We start from the raw sequence: 18311 nt of genomic DNA on the forward strand, positions 1-18311 counted from the left end.
CACCCACCTGGATAGCTTTATGCTTTTTGCCTTCGGCTTTTTTAGTAGTTTTAACCATAAATTAACCTGCTACATGAGAAAATATATTGTGCCAATTTTATTAGCCTGTTCATTGCCAGCCCTGGCAATGGCGCAGGAGAAAGATTCAGCCACCCTGAGAAAATTAGCTGACGAAGTCTTAACTCACAGCACTGCTTATGAAAATCTGCGCAACCTCACCAAAAACATTGGTGGCCGTTTAGCCGGATCTCCCCAGATGCCGAAAGCAGAACAATGGGGAGTAGCTGCGCTGAAAGCAGCAGGTGCTGATACGGTATACCTGCAGGAGTGCATGGTGCCGCATTGGGTGAGGGGAGCGAGGGAAGAAGCCCGTATTATTTCCAAACGCCGCGATTTTATACCACCACTGAATGTCCTGGCTTTGGGAAACTCTGTTGGCAGCGGCCCGGACGGAGTGACGGCAGAAGTGCTGGAAGTTGCTTCTTTTGATGACCTGGAGGCTAAAAAAGACAAGGTAAAGGGAAAGATCGTTTTCTATAACGTTCATTTTAATCCCACTTATATAAAAACATTCCATTCCTATCGCGATGCCGTGATGTATCGTGGGGTGGGAGCCAGCAGGGCGGCTAAATACGGCGCTTTGGCAGTCATTGTGCGCTCTATGTCTCATGGCGCCAATAACTTCCCGCATACAGGCGCTATGCGCTACGACAGTGCCTATCCTAAGATACCTGCAGTAGCCATTGGGTTGGAAGATGCCGATCGCCTGAGCCAGCGCATTAAAGACGATATCGATGCCAAAGTGTTCCTGCGTACCAACTGCGAAATGTTGAAAGATGTAGTAGGCCATAATGTGATCGGGGAACTGAAGGGGAGCAAATATCCGGATCAGTACCTCACGGTTGGCGGCCACCTCGATTCCTGGGATGTAGCCGAAGGCGCACATGATGACGGGGCCGGTTGCGTACAGTCTATTGAAGTATTACGTGCTTTCAAAGCGCTGGGAATAAAGCCGGAACATACATTGAGAGTGGTATTGTTTGCCAACGAAGAAAATGGCACCCGTGGCGGTACCAAATATGCGGCAGTAGCCAAGGCGAAGAACGAGAAACACATCTTTGCCCTGGAAAGTGATGCCGGTGGCTTTACCCCACGTGGTTTTTCCACTACGATGGATGCTGCTAAAAAAGCAAAAATCGCCAGCTGGAAACCACTGTTTGAGCCCTATGGCATCTATGATTTTGCAGAAGAAGGTGGTGGAACAGATGTAGGGCAACTGAATGAGGCATTGGGTACACCTATGGCTGAACTTTATCCTGACTCACAACGTTATTTCGACATTCATCATGCGGCTAGCGATGTATTTGAAGCGGTGAATAAAAGAGAGCTGGAATTGGGTGCTTTTGGTATGGCCGGTTTGATTTATCTTGTAGATCTGAATTTCTGATCATCCATCACTAAAATGTCCTTATGGGTCGCTTTGTCTTTATTGTTGTAAGTATTATTATACTGGTACTGGGAGGTATATTCTTTTATAAATACTATTTTGTTTTCGGACAGGGAGTAAAGGCAGGTGAGCTGAATTATTTTGTGAATAAGGGGTTTGTCTTTAAAACCTATGAGGGCAAGCTGATACAGTCGGGGTACCGGGGGAAGGTGGTAGGAACGATTCAGTCAAATGAATTCCAGTTTTCCGTAAGCAACGAACGGGTTGCGCAGCAATTGATGACAGCCAGTGGTAAAGTAGTAGAGCTGCACTATAAAGAGTATCTGGGTGCTATTCCCTGGAGAGGTTATAGTCCGTTTATTGTGGACAGTGTTATTTCTATCAAAGATCCCAACAAGCAGGAGCTTCCATAGAGAATTACGAATTTCAAATTACGAATTACGGATTTGTGAGTAGATAATGTATTGGATAATATCCGCGTTTACCATCTACCCACAAATCCGTAATTCGTAATTTGAAATTCGTAATTTTTTTATTCGCTTGCTGCCAACAGCAGAAATATGGCTGGCCGCTTGTGAAGGTCAGGTATCTGTTGTTTCCATTCTTTCACTGTCTTCGTTTTAATATATTCAGTAGGAGCAGTGATATCTGCTGCCACACATACTTTCGTATAGTCCTTGCAGTTATCCAGTATATCTTTCATTAACTGGTTGTTGCGGTAAGGCGTTTCTATAAACAGTTGTGTTTGGTTTTTCTTTTCGGATTCCTGTTCCAGTTCGCGGATCATTTTTGTTCTTTCCGGTGGTTTGATGGGCAGGTAGCCTGCAAACTGAAAGTTTTGTCCATTTAAGCCAGAGCCCATCAGGGCTAGTAGCATGGAGTTGGGGCCAATCATTGGTATTACCCTTGCATTTACGCTGTGAGCCACCTGTACGATCAGGTTTCCCGGATCTGCAATAGCAGGGCATCCGGCTTCACTCAGCACACCAATATCCTTGCCTTCGAGTAATAACTTTTTAGCGAGCGCCAGGTCTGGTGGCTGATTTTCATTCATGATCAGCAACTGCAGGGCATCTATATTTATATTTCTGTCCAGCGCTTTTAAATAGCGGCGGGCGGTGCGTTCATTTTCTACATAAAAAACAGATAGCTGCTGCACAATAGCAGTTACATATGCAGGAATGCTAAACAAGGCATCGGCGCTCAGCACAGTAGGAACAAGGTACACTTTGCCAGGGGTATTCATTATTTCAGTCTTTTAGTTTGTAAGTCAATAGTAGCAGCAATCACTGCATAAGAAGGCGCCAGCATCCAACCCAACACGGGAATAAGCATGAACAGGTAAAACACCATTCCATTACCCAGGGCCATGCCCCGGTGCTGCCGTATAAAATCGATGCTCTGCGACATATTTAATTTATGCCGCTCACAACTGTAATCCATCATAGAAAAACCGTAAAAATAAGATTCAATAAAGAATCCTACCATCGGCGTAAGCCAGCCAATCACAGGTATAAATGATACCAGTAACAATACCAGGATGGCGGCTGTTTGATAAACAATATTGCGGCAGGACATTTTGATACCTCTCAGGATATCYTGTCCCAGCTGCGACCAGCTGAAGGGGAAATCTTTGTGATCAAGAATGGCCTCTGTCTTCTCTGATAAATAAGAAAAAACAGGAGATGCCACTATCAGGAACAAATATTTGAAATAAGAGAAATACCAGAAAACAAAAACGATTCTGATAGAGAAGGCGACTAATATAAAAAGAAAACTTATCCAGCTGCTTTCCAGGTCCTGTACCCACTCTGTAATGTGCATCAGCTTAGTCAGGTATTCCACGAAGTCACCAGAATATCCCCATACAAAGTAAAAGCCGGTAAAAAATAACAGGCAATATATAATGCCTGGTATCAGTATCCATTTCCATAATTTATGCTGCAGTATAAATTGGTGGGCTTTTCCGTAAGACTGAACAGCCGACAGTACTTCTCTGAATGAAAACAACGCCTGAATATTTTAGTGTAACTGAATTTGTGTTTGTTCCTGTTTTATGAAAGAGCAACGAAACTAAGGCAAAAATAACTATGATTACTATAGTTTTAATGAATATCCCGCTTAACTGAGCAGAAAGCAAAAGGCAGAAAGCAAAAAGCGATCGCTTTTTGCTTTCTGCCTTTTGCTTTCTGCTCCACTAGAATCGTGGACAGAGCGTCTTGTACTTATTATTTTCGTTCCGGGTATGAATATAGATCAGTGAGATTTCCATACCACCGCGGTAATGGGAGGCAGGGTTGAGGGTGGATACGTTGGTATCGTAGGTGAGACCAACCTGGAAACCTTTGATTTCCATACCAATGTAGGGGATGATCGCATCTTTCAGGCGGTACCAGCTACCCACATAAAAAGTGGTAGGGTTGTCGTCCATATCGCTGAGAGAGAAGCCGTATGCACCGCCGAAAGTGAGTTCTGATGCGGTACTTTGCTTCATATACAGAATACTTCCGTGAAAGCGGTCTTTCCCATTAACAGGGACAGATCCTCCGCCGTGTACCGTCCAGCGGTAGCTGAGCCGGTTCTGGGTGAGGTTCATAAAAGACTCTGTAGGCTGCGTAATATGGTAATAGGAGGCTCCCAGGTAAATATTGGAAGATTCCCCGATCAGGCCGTTATACAAAATACCAACGTTAGGATCGAAATAAGATATTTTAGGATTCACCAGCGTTTCATTACTGGGAATCATAGGATTATATCCGTTATTGTCTATCTGATTTTCGAACTGCAGTTTGCTGTTATCCAATCTTTTTTGCACCAGTGTACCTTGCAAACCGATCGCCAGCGTATGATTTCCTTCCGGATCAAGTCCTTTGTGGTAGGCTGTGCTGAAAGAAAGGTAACTGGAAGTAAGTGCACCACCGCCACTTCTGTCATACATCGCCATAAAGCCCACTCCCCAGATATCGGTATAAGAAATGACATTTTTCAGGATGCCGAAGTCTATCGCAGCAGTACCTGTTACAAACGGCGTGGCAATACTGCGCCATTGTGAACGGTAGTTACCTGATAAGCGATAATCTCCTGAAAACAAACCTGTATAAGCTGGATTAAGTGTAAGCGGGGAGGCAAAAAACTGCGAAAAGTGCGGGTCTTGCGCCCGCAAAGGATTCACATAAAGCAATATGGCCAGGAATAGTAAAGCTCTTTTCATATTAGTAAAGCTTAAAGCATAGGGTATTATGCAATACGGGTGAAGGTACGTCAATTAAATCATATCTCAAATTAAATCCATGTATAAAAAAGTTGATGAAATAAAATACGAATAGCAGCTATGCTCGTTTAAAGATACAAAACTGCTATTCGTAAAACGATATATTCAGTGTTATTGTTGTAATTTATTTCCAAAAGCCAGATCTCCTGCATCACCTAATCCCGGTACTATATAGCCCTTGGCAGTCAACTCATCATCAATATCTCCGGCCCAGATGGTCAGATCAGCTTTCGTATTACGCAGTACATATTCAATTCCAACGGTGCAGGCAATAGCTACTACCAGGTGAATATGACTGGGTTTGCCAATTTCTTCCAGGTGTTCGATTGTTTTCACCAGGGAGGCGCCGGTAGCCAGCATTGGATCGGAAAGGATCAGTACCTGTCCATCTATGGAAGGGGTGCTGACATATTCCAGGCTGATATCAAAAGAACCATCGTGATTATGTTTGCGATAGGCAGAAACAAAGGCATGATCTGCTTTATCAAAGTAATGCAGCAAACCCTGGTGCAGTGCCAGTCCGGCCCGTAAAATAGTGGCCAATACTGGTTGTGCTTTCAATACCCGGCAAGTAGCAATACCCATAGGGGTAGTCACTTCTTTGTCTTCGTAGTCCAGCGTTTTACTGATCTCATATGCTGCTACTTCCCCCAGTCGTTCCATATTACGCCGGAAGCGCATACGGTCCTGCTGAACCTCCACATTTCTGATCTCGCTTAACCATTCTCCAACCAATGAATTGGTTTCACTTAAATTGATAATCATGAGCTATCCCTTTGAGGCCGCAAATTACCAAAAAATAGTGTAACTACTCTTTGTCCTCTTTGTCCAGCAGCCTGGCTTTTTTCACCAGTTGTATAAATTCTGCCCGGTAGCCTTCGGCATCTTCACCACGTGCATTTCCTGCCCAGGCCAGTACCTGTTCGTAGGTAGCAGTGCCTTTGAATGCGGAGTGGCGCAACAATTGACCAAAAGCGGCTACTGCCGTGGCCATGCGGAAATCTTCCGGTGCAGCGGTGATGGCCTGGTTATTATAAGGCAACACCTTTTCCATCAATTGACTCTCGTCAGCGGAAGGTTGCTTGTAGCGCAGCTTCACCGTCAATACCTCGCTCTGGTTGCCCAGTATTTTGCCCTGTTGGTATTTCAGTGGATCCACCCAATTGACGGTTTCTCCTTTTTTGCCGGAAGGAATGATCTCATAAAGTGCTGTCACCGTATGGCCTACGCCCATATCACCGGCATCTTTTTTATCATTGTTGAAATCTTCATTCTGCAATATCCTGTTCTCATAACCCACTAACCGGTATGCCTGCACGAACTGCGGATTGAATTCTACCTGTAGTTTCACATCTTTAGCCACGGTAAAGAGGGTACCGCCAAATTCAGTCACAAATGTTCTGCGGGCTTCTTCAAAATTATCAATGTAAGCGTAGTTACCATTGCCTTTGTCGGCCAGTAATTCCAGTGTATTATCTTTTAAGTTACCCATACCAAAGCCCAGCACAGAAAGGGAAACGCCTTTTTGCCTTTCGCTTTCTATCAGCCGGGTGAGGTCTCCTTCACTGGAAATGCCTACGTTAAAATCGCCGTCTGTGGCCAGTATAACCCGGGTGTTACTGTTTTTGGAATGTAGTTCGTCTGCGATGTTATAAGCCAGTTTTATTCCTTCTCCACCTGCGGTAGAGCCACCAGCCTGTAACTGTTCTAATGCAGTCAATATCTTTTTCTTATCGTTACCGCTGGTAGCAGGTAATACTACACCCGCTGCACCAGCATATACCACAATCGCTACTTTATCCTGAGGCCGGAGTTGTTCCGCCAGGACTTTAAATGCCCGTTTTACCAGGGGTAATTTATTCTCCTCATCCATAGAGCCGGAAACATCCAGCAGGAATACCAGGTTGGTGGCAGGAAGATCTTTGGTATCTACCTGTTTGCTTTTTAAAGCAATGCGAACCAGCTGGTGGCCGGTGTTCCAGGGGCAGATGGCCATGTCGGCATAAATGGCCACCGGATCTTTACCAGTAGGCGCTTTGTAGCGATAATCAAAGTAATTGATCATTTCTTCTACTCTTACCGCATCCGGTGGTGGGAGCTCGCCATTATTCAGGAATCGGCGCATATTGCTGTAGGAGGCCCTGTCCACATCAATACTGAAAGTGCTTAAAGGTTGATCAGCAGCGGTGTGGAAGGTGTTTTCGTTGATGGTGCTGTAATCTTCTGTATTAGGAGTCGGGCTGTAATAATAACTGGGAGGAGTCGCATCGGCGGTTACACCGGCAACACGGCCAGCCAATGCGCTTTGTGTGTTCTTTCCCGGCATAACGGGAGCTGCATATTCAACAATTGCTGAAGGCGCTCTGGAACCATATAAGGCCTGTGTTTCCTTCATAACATACCGGTTCTTCTCACCGGCTTTTATCACCTGCTGCAGCTTGGTTAGCTTCACTTTCAAGACTGTTTGTGTAGCATTGATCTTCATCTCCACCTGTTTATAATTGGTGGCGGTTACTTCAATGGTCAACGCCCCTGCCGGCACTTTCAGGCTGAAGGCTCCTTTGGCGTCTGTAGCCGTTAAAAAATCTGTGCCTTTTACACGTACCACTGCATTGGCGATGGGGGAGGAGGCAACATTGTCGGTTACTGTACCGGTGATGGTTCGCTGTTGCCGGGCAGCCGCAGTAAATGCCACCAGGCAACTGAGCAATAGTAAAGCAAGATATTTTTTCATGGCGATATTATTTTCTGCCAATAGGATGGTCCGGAGTCCCCTGTTTCCATAAATCGTAAAAAAAATATTTTAAAACTACCTTTGCTTAAATTTTTGTCGATGGTATATAACGTGATTGGCACCATGTCTGGTAGCTCATTAGACGGACTGGATATAGTTTTTGCAGAACTGACGGAGATACGCGGACAGTGGACCTATGCGATCAAAGCCTCGGAGAGCCTGCCTTATGAGCCGGAATGGGTGGAGAAACTGTCCCAGGCCACTGCGCTGTCAGCCAGGGATTACCTGTTGTTGCACACCGCTTACGGACATTATACCGGGCAACGTATCCTCTCCTTTATAGAAAAGAATCAACTGGATCATAAAATACATTTCATTGCCTCCCATGGCCATACCACCTTTCATATGCCGGCAGATAAAATGACGGCACAACTGGGAGATGGCGCTGCTATCACGGCGGTGACCAGTTTACCCGTCATCTCGGACCTGCGTGCTGTAGATGTGGCGCTGGGTGGACAAGGAGCACCTATTGTTCCTATTGGTGAAAAATACCTGTTCCCGGGATACCAGTACTGGCTGAACCTGGGTGGCATTGCCAATATTTCTGCACAGTTGCCGGAGCAATTTGTAGCCTTCGATATTTGCCCGGCCAACAGGGTGCTGAATGCCCTGGCGGCAGCACTGAACAAGCCATATGATGACGGTGGCGCCCTGGCAGCAGGTGGTGTAGCAGATAATGGCTTACTGGAGCAACTGAATCAACTCTCTTATTATACTGCCCCCTGGCCCAAATCGCTGGCCAACGACTTTGGTATAAATACCGTACTGCCGATGATAGCGCCTATGCGTATATCTGTGCAGGGTAAGCTACGCACCTATGTGGAGCATATTGCTACGCAGGTAACAAATGCCGTAAAAGCATTGAAAACACAAATGCCGGAAGGACCGGGAAAAATGCTGATCACCGGTGGAGGAGCTTTTAATACCTTTCTCGTTAATACTATTCAGCAACAGCTGGCACCACTGGACATTACGATAGAAATACCTGATGAACAGGCTGTGAGTTTTAAAGAAGCGCTGATAATGGCCCTGATTGGAACTTTGCGCTGGAGACAGGAAGATAATATATTGAGCGGGGTAACAGGCGCTTCGAGAGATTCGATTAACGGAGCGCTCTGGACCTGTTGAGCTTTTAGCCGTTAGCTATTAGCTTTTAGCAAAAATGCAGCGAAGATATGAGCGTAGTTATTGTTTAACTTTTGCTGATGTCTTCGCTGCATTTTTGCTAAAAGCTAATGGCTAGGAGCTATAAGTTGAAATTTATCTCCATCAAATAGTCCGAGGTCGCTCAGCTTTAAATGGGGGATGACCAGCAGGGCCATAAACGACAGGGTCATAAAAGGAGATGCCAGCGTAGAACCCAGTGCCTTGGCTGCTTTGTCGAGTGCGCTGTATTGTGCGGCCACCGTATATCCGTCGAGGTTACTCATTAATCCGGCTACGGGTAATGGCAATACCTGCGTTGTGTTGTTGGTTACCACACTGATGCCCCCTTGTTCGGCTATCACGGCATTGATGGCGGCAGCAAGACTTTCATCGTCAGTGCCTACCGCAATAATGTTATGGCTATCGTGTGCAACAGAAGATGCAATGGCGCCATGTTGTAGGCCAAATCCCCTGATAAATGCTACTGCAGGTGGAGCTGCCCGGTATCGGTTTACCACTGTCAGTTTTAAAATATCTTTTTCGGTGCTGCCTTGTAATACACCATTGCTGACAGGTAATGCCGCAGTGATGGCATTGGTAATCAGTTGTCCGTCCAGGGCTTCTATTACTTTTGCCTGCAAGGTGGTAGTGCTGCTATCACTAACGGGTATACGAAAATCATCTGCCTTTACCGGGGCGCATACAAAATTGTTAACTGGCGTAGAAGGAATAGAATCGATCAGTGTATGGCCGTTTTCCGCGACTTTTATACCGCGGATATATGTTGCGAGAATGTTAAAGTTTTGAAGATCATCTACTATAATAAAATCTGCCGGATCATTCTCCTTCAGTAACCCGTTATCCAGCTTGTAATGCAGTACCGGGTTGATACAGGCGGCCAGTAATATTTTAAAGAGATCAATACCATATGCCAGCGAGCGTTTTACCAGCAGGTTAATATGTCCTTCTTCGAGGTTGTCAGGATGCTTATCATCACTGCAGAACATGATCCTGGAGGCATGGTCGTGCAAGAGTGGATACAGTGCTTCAAAGTTTTTGGCGGCGCTTCCTTCCCGGATGAGAATGTGCATACCATGTTGCAGTTTATCCAGTGCTTCTTCTATCGTAAAACATTCATGATCGGTGCTGATGCCGGCTGCGATATATTCGCGGGCAGCTTCGCCGCGAAGGCCAGGAGCATGGCCATCTACGGGCTTATTCACTTTTTTGGCGGCGGCTATTTTGGCCAGTACTTCCGGGTCTTTGTGCAGTACGCCCGGGAAATTCATCATTTCAGTAAGGTATTTGATATCATCACGTTGCAGTAGTGTTTCTACGTCGGCCACGCTGACAGTAGCGCCGGCTGTTTCAAAAACCGTAGCCGGTACACAGGAGGGCGCACCGAAGTTAAACCGGAAAGGCACTTTTTTCCCATTCTCCAGCATGTATTCCACCCCTTTTATACCCATTACATTGGCGATTTCATGAGGATCGCTGACAGTAGCAATGGTGCCGTGAACAACCGCCAGCCGTGCAAATTCCGAAGGAATGAGCATGGAGCTTTCTATGTGTACATGGGCATCTGTAAAGCCTGGGAGCAGGTAGTTCGGATATTTGTTGTTGTTGCGTTCAATCCTGCGGATATAGCCTTCTTCGATATGCAGTGTGGCCGGATATATTTCCTGTTGTAGTATATCAACCAGGTTGCCTGAAATCTGGAATGTATTCATGTTGTAAATCTAAGGAATAGGTCGCATTTTCAAGCCTGGCTTATTTTTTGGAAAGATGCGCAGGAGATGTTTTTTGGTTATCTTTATTTGCCTAAAAAACGGGCATCAAAAATTCTTTTATGACAAGGATTAAATTTTTTACGCTGTTAGCGGCGCTATTGATAGCAGGTGCAGCCACTTATGCTCAATCTGTAGATGAAATCATCGCAAAGAATATTGTCGCCATGGGCGGACAATCGAAGCTGAAAGATATTAAATCGCAGTATATAGAGGGCAACATGGAAGTGCAAGGTATGACGGTGCCTATCAAAAGATGGGTGAAACAGGATGAAGCCATGCGTTTAGTGTTTACAGTACAGGGATCTGATAACATTCAGGTAGTAACGCGGACCAATGGATGGAGCCTGATGCCGGTGATGATGCAAACGCAGGCACAGGATATGGATCCTCAGATGCAGAAGCTGATGCAGAGCCAGCTGGATGTAAGAGGAGAGTTGTATGATTATAAAAACAAAGGCAAAAAGGTAGAATTGTTGGGAACGGATTCTGTAAACGGAGCTCCTGCCTATAAGCTGAAAATCACATCAGCAGATGGTTTAGTGGGTACCGCTTTCCTGGATGCCAAAACTTATTTGTTAGTGAAAGCTACTAATAATGTGAATCTCCAGGGGCAGGATGTGGAGGTAGTAACGCTGATGTCTGATTATAAGAAAACGCCGGACGGGCTTGCGTATCCGGGTACTACCGAACAAAGTCCGGGTGGCGTGAAAATCAACATTGTGAAGATAGAAACCAATCAGCCGGTGGCGGATACTTTGTTTTCAAAGCCACAGTAATATTTTTCATTCAGATCAGCTGGTGTTACCGGAAATGTTTCTTTATCACCTGCTGATCTGAATTGTCCATTATTTATATAGTGCGGTCATTGCTTTGGCTTCTTCTGCCATTTTCTTTGCCAGGTGTGCCGGCTGCAGCACTTTTACCTGGGCGCCATAGCTGAGGAGGGTCATGGTGAGTTCAGGATTGATAACAACGTTCAGGGATATACGGCATTCTTTGCTGTTATCTTCTACTACTTTCTGAGAAGCGTGAATAGGCTGTGATTTCACATATTTCCCTTGCCGGGGCACAAAACTCAGCAGTACATTTTCGGGTTCTCCGTCATGTACCGTGATGCCGATAGCGTGTTGAAAATAGCTGGCGTCATCAAAATTCTTTTCATCAAAATGTTTATTGGTAGGCCAGAGTTTCACGACCCTGTCCAGTGCAAATGTAACCACAGCGCCTCCGCGGGTTTGCTGGCTTTTTCCGATGAGGTAAAAGCGGTGCTGATATTCGCGCAGGTGATAAGGTTCAACCCAGTGTTCCTTGGGCTCATCGCGGTCAAAGCTCTGGTAGGCAATACGTATAACTTCCAGGTTTTTGATGGCGTCTACTATTTCCGGAATATGTTCTGCTCCTTTGTATTGAGACGTGCGGGTAAATTTGATCAGGCCTTTATGTTGCAGGGCTTCCCTGTTCATTTTGAGGCTGGCGGCTATTTTCAGAATAGCATCTTCAAACTGTTGTACCACTGGTAAACTGCGGAATTGTTCCAGTATGCCGATCGCTATTTCCAGTCCCTGCAGATCTGCTTCTTCAATAGGAGAGTTACCAATGGAAAAACCTTCTTCCGAATAGCGGTAGGTGCCACTACTGCGGTCGTACACAATAGGCGCCATATAATTCAGTTCCGGGTCCTGGCGCATGTCCTGGATGTCTTTCTGGATGGTACGGACAGATATTCCTGTTCCCATTTTATCAGATACATATTCTATCAGGTCTTCCAGGGTAGGTTTGGGCTTCTGCTTATTGCGCAGGCGCTCGTCAATCCAACGGTAGCGCGACACCGCGTCTTTGTTCTTTGGCAAAAGATAAAATTTAGATAATAAAAATACGCAATTCCAGCTTTTGCAAACAGGATTAAAAAAATTATAGCGAAAAGATCACTACGCAAATTCTTTGCGTGCAGCGCGGTTAGATTTGTATTGTTATTAAAACCTGATGGTTATGAATAAGGTAAATACAACGACAGCTATTACGCAGATGCAGGCTATTTCAATTGGACAGATCATTATGGATGATTCCAATTACCTGACGCTCTGGGGCCAGGTGCTACAGGATAATGTGTGGTACCCCTGTGATTTTGTAACGACTTATGAAGTAATGAATACCATGCTGCGTTTCAGCCAGGATAAGCATGACGCCGTGCAGATGACGATTGTGAAAAAGCTGGAAGACATGTGTCGTGTTCCGGATATTATTGATCTGGAAGCGGAGCTGGGCACGACAGTGGTTTTTGATAACCTGATTTTTTATATGAGAAGGCCCTGCCTGCAGCAGGATGATAACTGGGAGGCATATGCGGATGAAGAGTGTTATTATATAGAAAGGGTAGTACAACTACCTGTTGTGCCCATCCTGCCACCCGCTGCGCGCTATGATGCGGATGATATTCATGAGAGAATGGAGTACTGTATACAATTGCTCCATGATGCCTATAACCTATACCTTGGATTTATTGAGATAGAACTCGGGGATGAAGCTGCCCGAATAAAAGCCGGACTGGAGGATGATAACAAATTCAGTATGGCCTATTATGCCTGGCAGCTACATACCTCAAATACTTAAACCCCTGTCATCCATATTTTTATCTATTGTAAGACCCCTTTTGTCTGTTGATCTTAACCCCTTCGTATCCATTTGAATTAACCCTGTTGTACATTGTTTGTTAGCCCCAATTCCCTCTCCCTGGAAAAAATATCAGTTAAATTGAGAAAAAAATCCCTTAAAGTCTATAAATTTTGTAGGAAAATGCTATTTTTGGTCAATTAAATCGTAAAACTATGAGTTTAAGACTGGGAGATGCTGCTCCTAATTTCAAAGCCAATACCACTTTAGGGGAGATAGATTTTTACGATTTCCTCGGCGAGGGTTGGGGTATATTGTTTTCGCACCCGGCAGATTTTACTCCTGTATGTACTACTGAGTTAGGTAAAACGGCTTTATTAGCGGAGGAATTCGCAAAACGCAATACTAAAGTACTGGCTGTCAGTGTAGATCCATTAGATAAACACCTGAGCTGGATAAATGATATTAACGAAACACAACAGTGTGACGTAACTTTTCCTATTATTGCAGATGAGAATAAAACAGTGGCTAACTTGTATGATATGATTCATCCAAATGCCTCTGAAACTTTTACAGTAAGATCCTTGTTTATCATAGGACCAGACAAAAAAGTAAAACTCATCATCACTTATCCGGCCTCTACCGGCAGAAATTTCGTTGAAGTACTGCGTGTACTTGATTCTCTGCAACTGACCGCTAAATACAGCGTAGCTACTCCGGCAGATTGGAAAGATGGTGAAGATGTAATCGTTACGGCAGCAGTGCCTACTGCAGATATTCCTGCACGTTTTCCGAAAGGCCATAAAATTATCAAGCCTTACCTGAGAACAACACCGCAGCCAAACAAATAATACCACAAAGAAGCCGAAAGGCTCTTCTTATAAAGATTTTTTAATGGTTGGTTTTTGATTTTTACGAAACGGGGATTTCTCCCCGTTTTTTTTATGCGCGCAAGTTTTCGTCTTTGTCCAGGATCATACTGGATCAAGTTGAAAACCAGTGGGATAGCGTAAATTTCAAGCATAAAGTTTAGTCAATCTATAAAGAAAGAATGCTACAGATCTAAGGCTAGTAACTGCCTGACAGCCTGCTTCACGCATATCGATGCTATGGTTAGCACCCGCTAAGTAGGTATAGTATCACTGCAGGAGAGGTGGACTTGAGGTGGACTTGATGCGGGGATGAGTTCCGGATATATAACCAGGATTAAATTGCATCAGAAGATGAGAACTGGCCAGCAGCACTGCTTCTGTACCAGGCTGAAGCAATGGAAAGAGACATACCATTTTTGTCTTGGGACAGGATGATACTGATGTAGATGATTTTCCGGATTATGGCTAAAAAGAAGAGGGAAGATATCAGCGAACTTATCCGCTTATATCTTCCCTCTTCTTTTAAAATCATCTGTATCACAAAGAAAAAATCGTGAAAATCATCTACATCAGTATCATCCTGAAGAAAGACAAAACCCGCATTATTCTTCGCTGCCCACTGGCTGTTTGCCACGGTGCTTACGCAACTGCGTTAGCAGGGCACTCATATCTTTCGGCAAAGGTGCCTCAATAGTATATTCCTTACCATTTGGATCCTTAAAGATCAGCATTGACGCATGTAACGCCAGTCTGCTCAATAAAGGACGCTCTTCTTCTGTATGCTTGCCCAGTTTGAATTTCTTCTTGATACTGGATAACAGCACCGGTTCAGCACTTCCATAAAATTCATCTACAGCAATTGGATGCCCCAGGAATTTCATGTGAACCCTGATCTGGTGTGTACGGCCGGTGTGAATCTGCATTCTTACCAGGCTATAAAGACCAAATTCTTCCAGCACTTCGTAATCAGTAGAGGAGGGTTTGCCTTTTCTGTTGGTGACCATTTTACCTTTTTGTACAGGGTGTTCCATGATCCCTTCACTTACATTGCCTTGCTTAGGCGTAGGCTGGCCACTTACCAGCCCCAGGTAAAACTTTTTCACATCCCTGCTTTCAAAAAGCTGAGAGAAGTATTTATGTGCTGCTTCGTTGCGTGCAAACAGGATAATGCCACTGGTTTCACGGTCCAGTCTATGCACCGTAAATATTTCACCATAAGCCTTTTTCATGATAGCAATCAGCGATGCTAACTCATTATCATGACGATCAGGCAGGGTAAGCATTCCTGACGGCTTGTTTATAACAACAAAATCAGGCGTTTCGAGTATAATATGATCAACTAATCGCATCAGGTTATTCGGCAGTTATTTTTTAAAATGTTTCAGCAGGATGACCTCTTTTTCATTGAGGAAGCGCCATTGGCCGCGGTTCAATGTTTTTTTGGTAAGACCTGCGTACATTACACGATCCAGCTTTTCTACCGTATACTCCAGGTGCTCAAAAATACGACGCACAATACGGTTTTTACCGCTGTGAATTTCAATGCCCACCTGCTTTTTATCTTTAGGATCTACGTAGCCGAGTGCATCTACAAAGGCAACACCATCTTCCAGGGTCACACCTTCAACGATTTTTTCAAAGTCGCCTTTTGTCAGCGGCTTATCCAGTTCTACCTGGTAAATCTTTTTGATGTTGTGCTTGGGATGTGCCAATGTTTGCGCCAGTTCACCATCGTTGGTGAGCAGCAACAGCCCGGAAGTATTGCGATCCAAACGGCCCACAGGATACACCCTTTCATTTTCAGCAGCGTCCTGGATCAGATCCATTACGGTTTTGCGGCCTTCAGGATCATCAGTGGTGGTGATGTAGCCTTTGGGCTTGTTGAGAAGAATGTATACCAGGTTTTTGGTTGGCGTAATCTTTTTATCCTGCATTGTTACCACATCACTGCTGGTAACTTTGGTAGCAGGTTCGGTTACTACCTTACCATTTACGGTTACTTTTCCTTCTTTGATCAGGTCTACCGCTTTTCTGCGGGAGCAAAGACCACAATGGGCTACAAATTTGTTCAACGGCATTTCACCGGGGCCAAAAATGCTTTCCTTAGGCTCCTGATCATGATCGCCTCTTACTTTTCCGCCTTTTTTTTTATCTTGTTTATCCGCGAAACGTTCGTTGGTTTTATCAAAGAACTTTTTACGGTTAAATCCGCTCGGAGTATCTCTTTCGGCGGATTTTCCACCTTTTTTATTTTCACCGTGAAAGTGGAAAGCGCTATCGTCGCCTTTTTTGGCTCCTGCTCCGTAGGTACGTTTACGTGGTGGTCTTGCACCACTGTTGTCTTCTTTATCGAAGCTACGGGTACGTTCGGGGCGTTCGCCATCTTTTCTGAATGCGCTGAATGCACGATCACCGTCTGGTTTGTCTTTTTTGTCGCTGTCAAAGCCGCCACGTTTATGTGCAGGCTTTTCATCGCTGTCAAAGCGTTTGCGGGAGCCGGGTTTGTCGTCACGTTTGTGACCGCCGAAAGAGCGTTTCTCGTCTTTATCACCGAAGCTACGCTTAGGTCTGTCTTCGCTGCTACCGAAACTGCGTTTAGGTCTTTCGTCTTTATCACCGAAGCTACGCTTAGGTCTATCTTCGCTGCTACCGAAACTGCGTTTAGGTCTTTCGTCTTTATCACCGAAGCTACGCTTAGGTCTATCTTCGCTGCTACCGAAACTGCGTTTAGGTCTTTCGTCTTTATCACCGAAGCTGCGCTTAGGTCTATCTTCGCTGCTACCGAAACTGCGTTTAGGTCTTTCATCTTTATCACCAAAGCTGCGCTTAGGTCTGTCTTCACTATCGCTGCCGAAAGTACGTTTACGCTGCGGCTTATCGTTGCCTAAGCTATCGGTGGCCGGTCCGTGTTTGCGGGCTGGTCTGCCGGTACTGTCGAAGGTGCGTTTGCGGAAAGAAGGTTTCTCATCACCCGATTTCTCGCCTTCAAAGCGTGGTTTACGGGAAGATGGTCTGTCATCTCCACTGCGGTTATCTTTTGCAGATGCCCTTCCTGGCCTTTCGCCATCGGCGGAGGAGCGGTTGCGGTTGCCTGCTGGTTTGTCGCTTTTACCAAACTTATTATCCCTTGATGGGCCAAACCCTTTTTTAGCAGGTTGTTTTTTCTTCATAAATTATTATTGATTGATGATCATGCGTACATGACCAATAGAAATATTATTGTAATGATCAGCCTTTATTGGCCAGTTGTCCACATGCAGCATCGATATCTTTACCACGACTGCGGCGCAGCCTTGCATTCACCCGGTTTTTTGTAAGATATTCCATGAACTCTTCTGCGGTCTGTGAATCCGGCTTTTGAAAACGGGCCGCATCGATCGGATTGTATTCGATAATGTTCACCAGGTCGGCAGGTACCTGCCGGTAAATTTTAATCAACTCATCCGCATCTTCTTTTGAGTCGTTAAAATCTTTGAAGAGAATATATTCGAAGGAAATTTCATTTTCAGTAGCCTTGTAGAAGTAGTTCAGTGCAGCTATCAACTCCTTCAAATTGTTGGAATCGTTGATAGGCATGATTTCACTGCGCTTTTTATCATTTGCGGCATGTAAGGAAATGGCCAGGTTAAAACGTACTTTGTCGTCACCCAGCTGCCGGATCATTTTGGCCACRCCAGCGGTTGAAACGGTAATACGTTTGGGCGACATTCCTAAACCATCAGGAGAAGTAATGCGTTCTATGGCATGCAATACGTTCTTATAGTTGAGCAGGGGCTCACCCATGCCCATAAATACGATATTGCTCAGTTTTTTTCCATATGATTTCAGGGCTTGCTGGTTTATCAGCGCCACTTCATCATAAATTTCATCGTAGTCGAGGTTACGTGCACGATCCATATAGCCCGTAGCACAAAACTTACAGCTTAAGCTACAGCCTACCTGGGAAGACACACAGGCGGTTTGCCTGCTATCTGTCGGGATCAGCACACCTTCTACCRGGTGGTTATCATGCAAGCGGAAACGACTCTTAATGGTACCATCAGTGCTCTGTTGTACAGTATCCACCTTTACGGCTGGCAATGAAAAATGTTCTGTTAGTTTTTGTCTTAGTTCTTTGGAGAGATTGGTCATAGCTTCAAAACTATCAGCATGACGCAGCCAAAGCCACTCATACACCTGTTTTGCGCGGAAAGGCTTTTCACCTATTGACCCGAAATATTCCTGTAAAGCCGGTAAACTTAAATGCCGGATGTTTTTATTGTCAGACTTCATTATTGACCATTAATTGAGCAAATGGCTGCCTTACGGCAGTCGGAAAGTAACGGCAAAGATACGTAATATTGGCGTACTGACAGAATGTGCCCTTAAAAGTAATGCCACA

General features: G+C 45.0%; 17 protein-coding genes. 6 read left to right on the top strand and 11 right to left on the bottom strand.

The window, feature by feature from the left end:
• The first annotated feature begins 73 nt into the window (after positions 1 to 73).
• Positions 74 to 1447, top strand: coding sequence for a M20/M25/M40 family metallo-hydrolase (locus AC1DP6_RS20575; RefSeq protein WP_477056499.1), 1374 nt, complete (start codon positions 74 to 76; stop codon positions 1445 to 1447).
• Between the two features lie 23 nt (positions 1448 to 1470).
• Complete coding sequence (locus tag AC1DP6_RS20580) at positions 1471 to 1860, top strand: hypothetical protein (RefSeq protein WP_477056500.1); 390 nt, start codon at positions 1471 to 1473, stop codon at positions 1858 to 1860.
• A gap of 119 nt (positions 1861 to 1979) precedes the next feature.
• Here the strand turns inward: AC1DP6_RS20580 and AC1DP6_RS20585 are convergent, their stop codons facing one another.
• From AC1DP6_RS20585 to AC1DP6_RS20605, 5 genes are all read right to left on the bottom strand, one after another.
• Positions 1980 to 2693, bottom strand: a complete 714-nt coding sequence (locus AC1DP6_RS20585) for an SAM-dependent methyltransferase (protein ID WP_441576438.1) — start codon at positions 2691 to 2693, stop codon at positions 1980 to 1982.
• Positions 2693 to 3457: an EI24 domain-containing protein gene (locus AC1DP6_RS20590; protein ID WP_477056501.1), complete on the bottom strand. Its 765-nt coding sequence runs from the start codon at positions 3455 to 3457 to the stop codon at positions 2693 to 2695. The genes AC1DP6_RS20585 and AC1DP6_RS20590 overlap by 1 nt, the downstream gene beginning before the upstream one ends.
• A 187-nt stretch (positions 3458 to 3644) precedes the next feature.
• Positions 3645 to 4658, bottom strand: coding sequence for a PorP/SprF family type IX secretion system membrane protein (locus AC1DP6_RS20595; protein ID WP_441576440.1), 1014 nt, complete (start codon positions 4656 to 4658; stop codon positions 3645 to 3647).
• A gap of 171 nt (positions 4659 to 4829) precedes the next feature.
• Complete coding sequence (gene upp / locus AC1DP6_RS20600) at positions 4830 to 5483, bottom strand: uracil phosphoribosyltransferase (protein ID WP_441576441.1); 654 nt, start codon at positions 5481 to 5483, stop codon at positions 4830 to 4832.
• Between the two features lie 43 nt (positions 5484 to 5526).
• Positions 5527 to 7452 carry a vWA domain-containing protein gene (locus tag AC1DP6_RS20605; protein WP_477056502.1) on the bottom strand — a complete coding sequence of 642 codons (1926 nt, stop codon included), beginning with the start codon at positions 7450 to 7452 and terminating at the stop codon, positions 5527 to 5529.
• A gap of 99 nt (positions 7453 to 7551) precedes the next feature.
• Between AC1DP6_RS20605 and AC1DP6_RS20610 the strand changes: the two genes are divergently transcribed.
• A complete protein-coding gene (locus AC1DP6_RS20610) occupies positions 7552 to 8640 on the top strand; it encodes an anhydro-N-acetylmuramic acid kinase (protein WP_477056503.1) in 1089 nt (362 codons plus the stop codon).
• Between the two features lie 104 nt (positions 8641 to 8744).
• Here the strand turns inward: AC1DP6_RS20610 and ade are convergent, their stop codons facing one another.
• Positions 8745 to 10388, bottom strand: coding sequence for an adenine deaminase (ade, locus tag AC1DP6_RS20615; RefSeq protein WP_477056504.1), 1644 nt, complete (start codon positions 10386 to 10388; stop codon positions 8745 to 8747).
• A gap of 119 nt (positions 10389 to 10507) precedes the next feature.
• Here ade and AC1DP6_RS20620 point away from each other — a divergent pair, with 119 nt between their 5' ends.
• The gene (locus AC1DP6_RS20620) at positions 10508 to 11224 is read left to right on the top strand and encodes a hypothetical protein (protein WP_477056505.1); all 717 of its coding nucleotides are present in this window, start codon (positions 10508 to 10510) and stop codon (positions 11222 to 11224) included.
• A gap of 69 nt (positions 11225 to 11293) precedes the next feature.
• Here AC1DP6_RS20620 and AC1DP6_RS20625 read toward each other — a convergent pair whose 3' ends face one another.
• Positions 11294 to 12298, bottom strand: a complete 1005-nt coding sequence (locus AC1DP6_RS20625) for a helix-turn-helix transcriptional regulator (RefSeq protein WP_477056506.1) — start codon at positions 12296 to 12298, stop codon at positions 11294 to 11296.
• Between the two features lie 139 nt (positions 12299 to 12437).
• Here AC1DP6_RS20625 and AC1DP6_RS20630 point away from each other — a divergent pair, with 139 nt between their 5' ends.
• Both AC1DP6_RS20630 and AC1DP6_RS20635 read left to right on the top strand, forming a co-directional pair.
• Complete coding sequence (locus AC1DP6_RS20630; RefSeq protein WP_441576447.1) at positions 12438 to 13058, top strand: hypothetical protein; 621 nt, start codon at positions 12438 to 12440, stop codon at positions 13056 to 13058.
• Positions 13059 to 13273: 215 nt separating this feature from the next.
• Positions 13274 to 13909: a peroxiredoxin gene (locus AC1DP6_RS20635; protein WP_441576448.1), complete on the top strand. Its 636-nt coding sequence runs from the start codon at positions 13274 to 13276 to the stop codon at positions 13907 to 13909.
• Positions 13910 to 14264: 355 nt separating this feature from the next.
• On the opposite strand, the gene AC1DP6_RS20640 is transcribed toward AC1DP6_RS20635, so the two are convergent.
• From AC1DP6_RS20640 to rlmN, 4 genes are read right to left on the bottom strand one after another with little or no spacing between them, the layout of a single operon-like run.
• Positions 14265 to 14564, bottom strand: a complete 300-nt coding sequence (locus AC1DP6_RS20640) for a hypothetical protein (protein WP_477056532.1) — start codon at positions 14562 to 14564, stop codon at positions 14265 to 14267.
• The gene (locus AC1DP6_RS20645; protein WP_477056507.1) at positions 14533 to 15279 is read right to left on the bottom strand and encodes an RluA family pseudouridine synthase; all 747 of its coding nucleotides are present in this window, start codon (positions 15277 to 15279) and stop codon (positions 14533 to 14535) included. Before AC1DP6_RS20645 ends, AC1DP6_RS20640 begins: the two co-directional genes overlap by 32 nt.
• A gap of 15 nt (positions 15280 to 15294) precedes the next feature.
• Entirely contained in the window at positions 15295 to 17100 is a 1806-nt protein-coding gene (locus tag AC1DP6_RS20650) for a pseudouridine synthase (protein ID WP_477056508.1), read from the bottom strand.
• A gap of 58 nt (positions 17101 to 17158) precedes the next feature.
• The gene (gene rlmN / locus AC1DP6_RS20655; RefSeq protein WP_477056509.1) at positions 17159 to 18202 is read right to left on the bottom strand and encodes a dual-specificity RNA methyltransferase RlmN; all 1044 of its coding nucleotides are present in this window, start codon (positions 18200 to 18202) and stop codon (positions 17159 to 17161) included.
• Positions 18203 to 18311 lie beyond the last annotated feature (109 nt).

The sequence above is a fragment of the Chitinophaga sp. 01L420 genome (genome assembly GCF_056399985.1).

Excerpts from the sequence above, each read along its gene's own strand:
- AC1DP6_RS20575 (WP_477056499.1), top strand. The coding sequence starts at position 74 with ATGAGAAAATATATTGTGCCAATTTTATTAGCCTGTTCATTGCCAGCC.
- AC1DP6_RS20580 (WP_477056500.1), top strand. The coding sequence starts at position 1,471 with ATGGGTCGCTTTGTCTTTATTGTTGTAAGTATTATTATACTGGTACTG.
- AC1DP6_RS20585 (WP_441576438.1), bottom strand. The coding sequence starts at position 2,693 with ATGAATACCCCTGGCAAAGTGTACCTTGTTCCTACTGTGCTGAGCGCC.
- AC1DP6_RS20595 (WP_441576440.1), bottom strand. The coding sequence starts at position 4,658 with ATGAAAAGAGCTTTACTATTCCTGGCCATATTGCTTTATGTGAATCCT.
- upp (WP_441576441.1), bottom strand. The coding sequence starts at position 5,483 with ATGATTATCAATTTAAGTGAAACCAATTCATTGGTTGGAGAATGGTTA.
- AC1DP6_RS20605 (WP_477056502.1), bottom strand. The coding sequence starts at position 7,452 with ATGAAAAAATATCTTGCTTTACTATTGCTCAGTTGCCTGGTGGCATTT.
- AC1DP6_RS20610 (WP_477056503.1), top strand. The coding sequence starts at position 7,552 with ATGGTATATAACGTGATTGGCACCATGTCTGGTAGCTCATTAGACGGA.
- ade (WP_477056504.1), bottom strand. The coding sequence starts at position 10,388 with ATGAATACATTCCAGATTTCAGGCAACCTGGTTGATATACTACAACAG.
- AC1DP6_RS20620 (WP_477056505.1), top strand. The coding sequence starts at position 10,508 with ATGACAAGGATTAAATTTTTTACGCTGTTAGCGGCGCTATTGATAGCA.
- AC1DP6_RS20630 (WP_441576447.1), top strand. The coding sequence starts at position 12,438 with ATGAATAAGGTAAATACAACGACAGCTATTACGCAGATGCAGGCTATT.
- AC1DP6_RS20635 (WP_441576448.1), top strand. The coding sequence starts at position 13,274 with ATGAGTTTAAGACTGGGAGATGCTGCTCCTAATTTCAAAGCCAATACC.
- AC1DP6_RS20645 (WP_477056507.1), bottom strand. The coding sequence starts at position 15,279 with ATGCGATTAGTTGATCATATTATACTCGAAACGCCTGATTTTGTTGTT.
- AC1DP6_RS20650 (WP_477056508.1), bottom strand. The coding sequence starts at position 17,100 with ATGAAGAAAAAACAACCTGCTAAAAAAGGGTTTGGCCCATCAAGGGAT.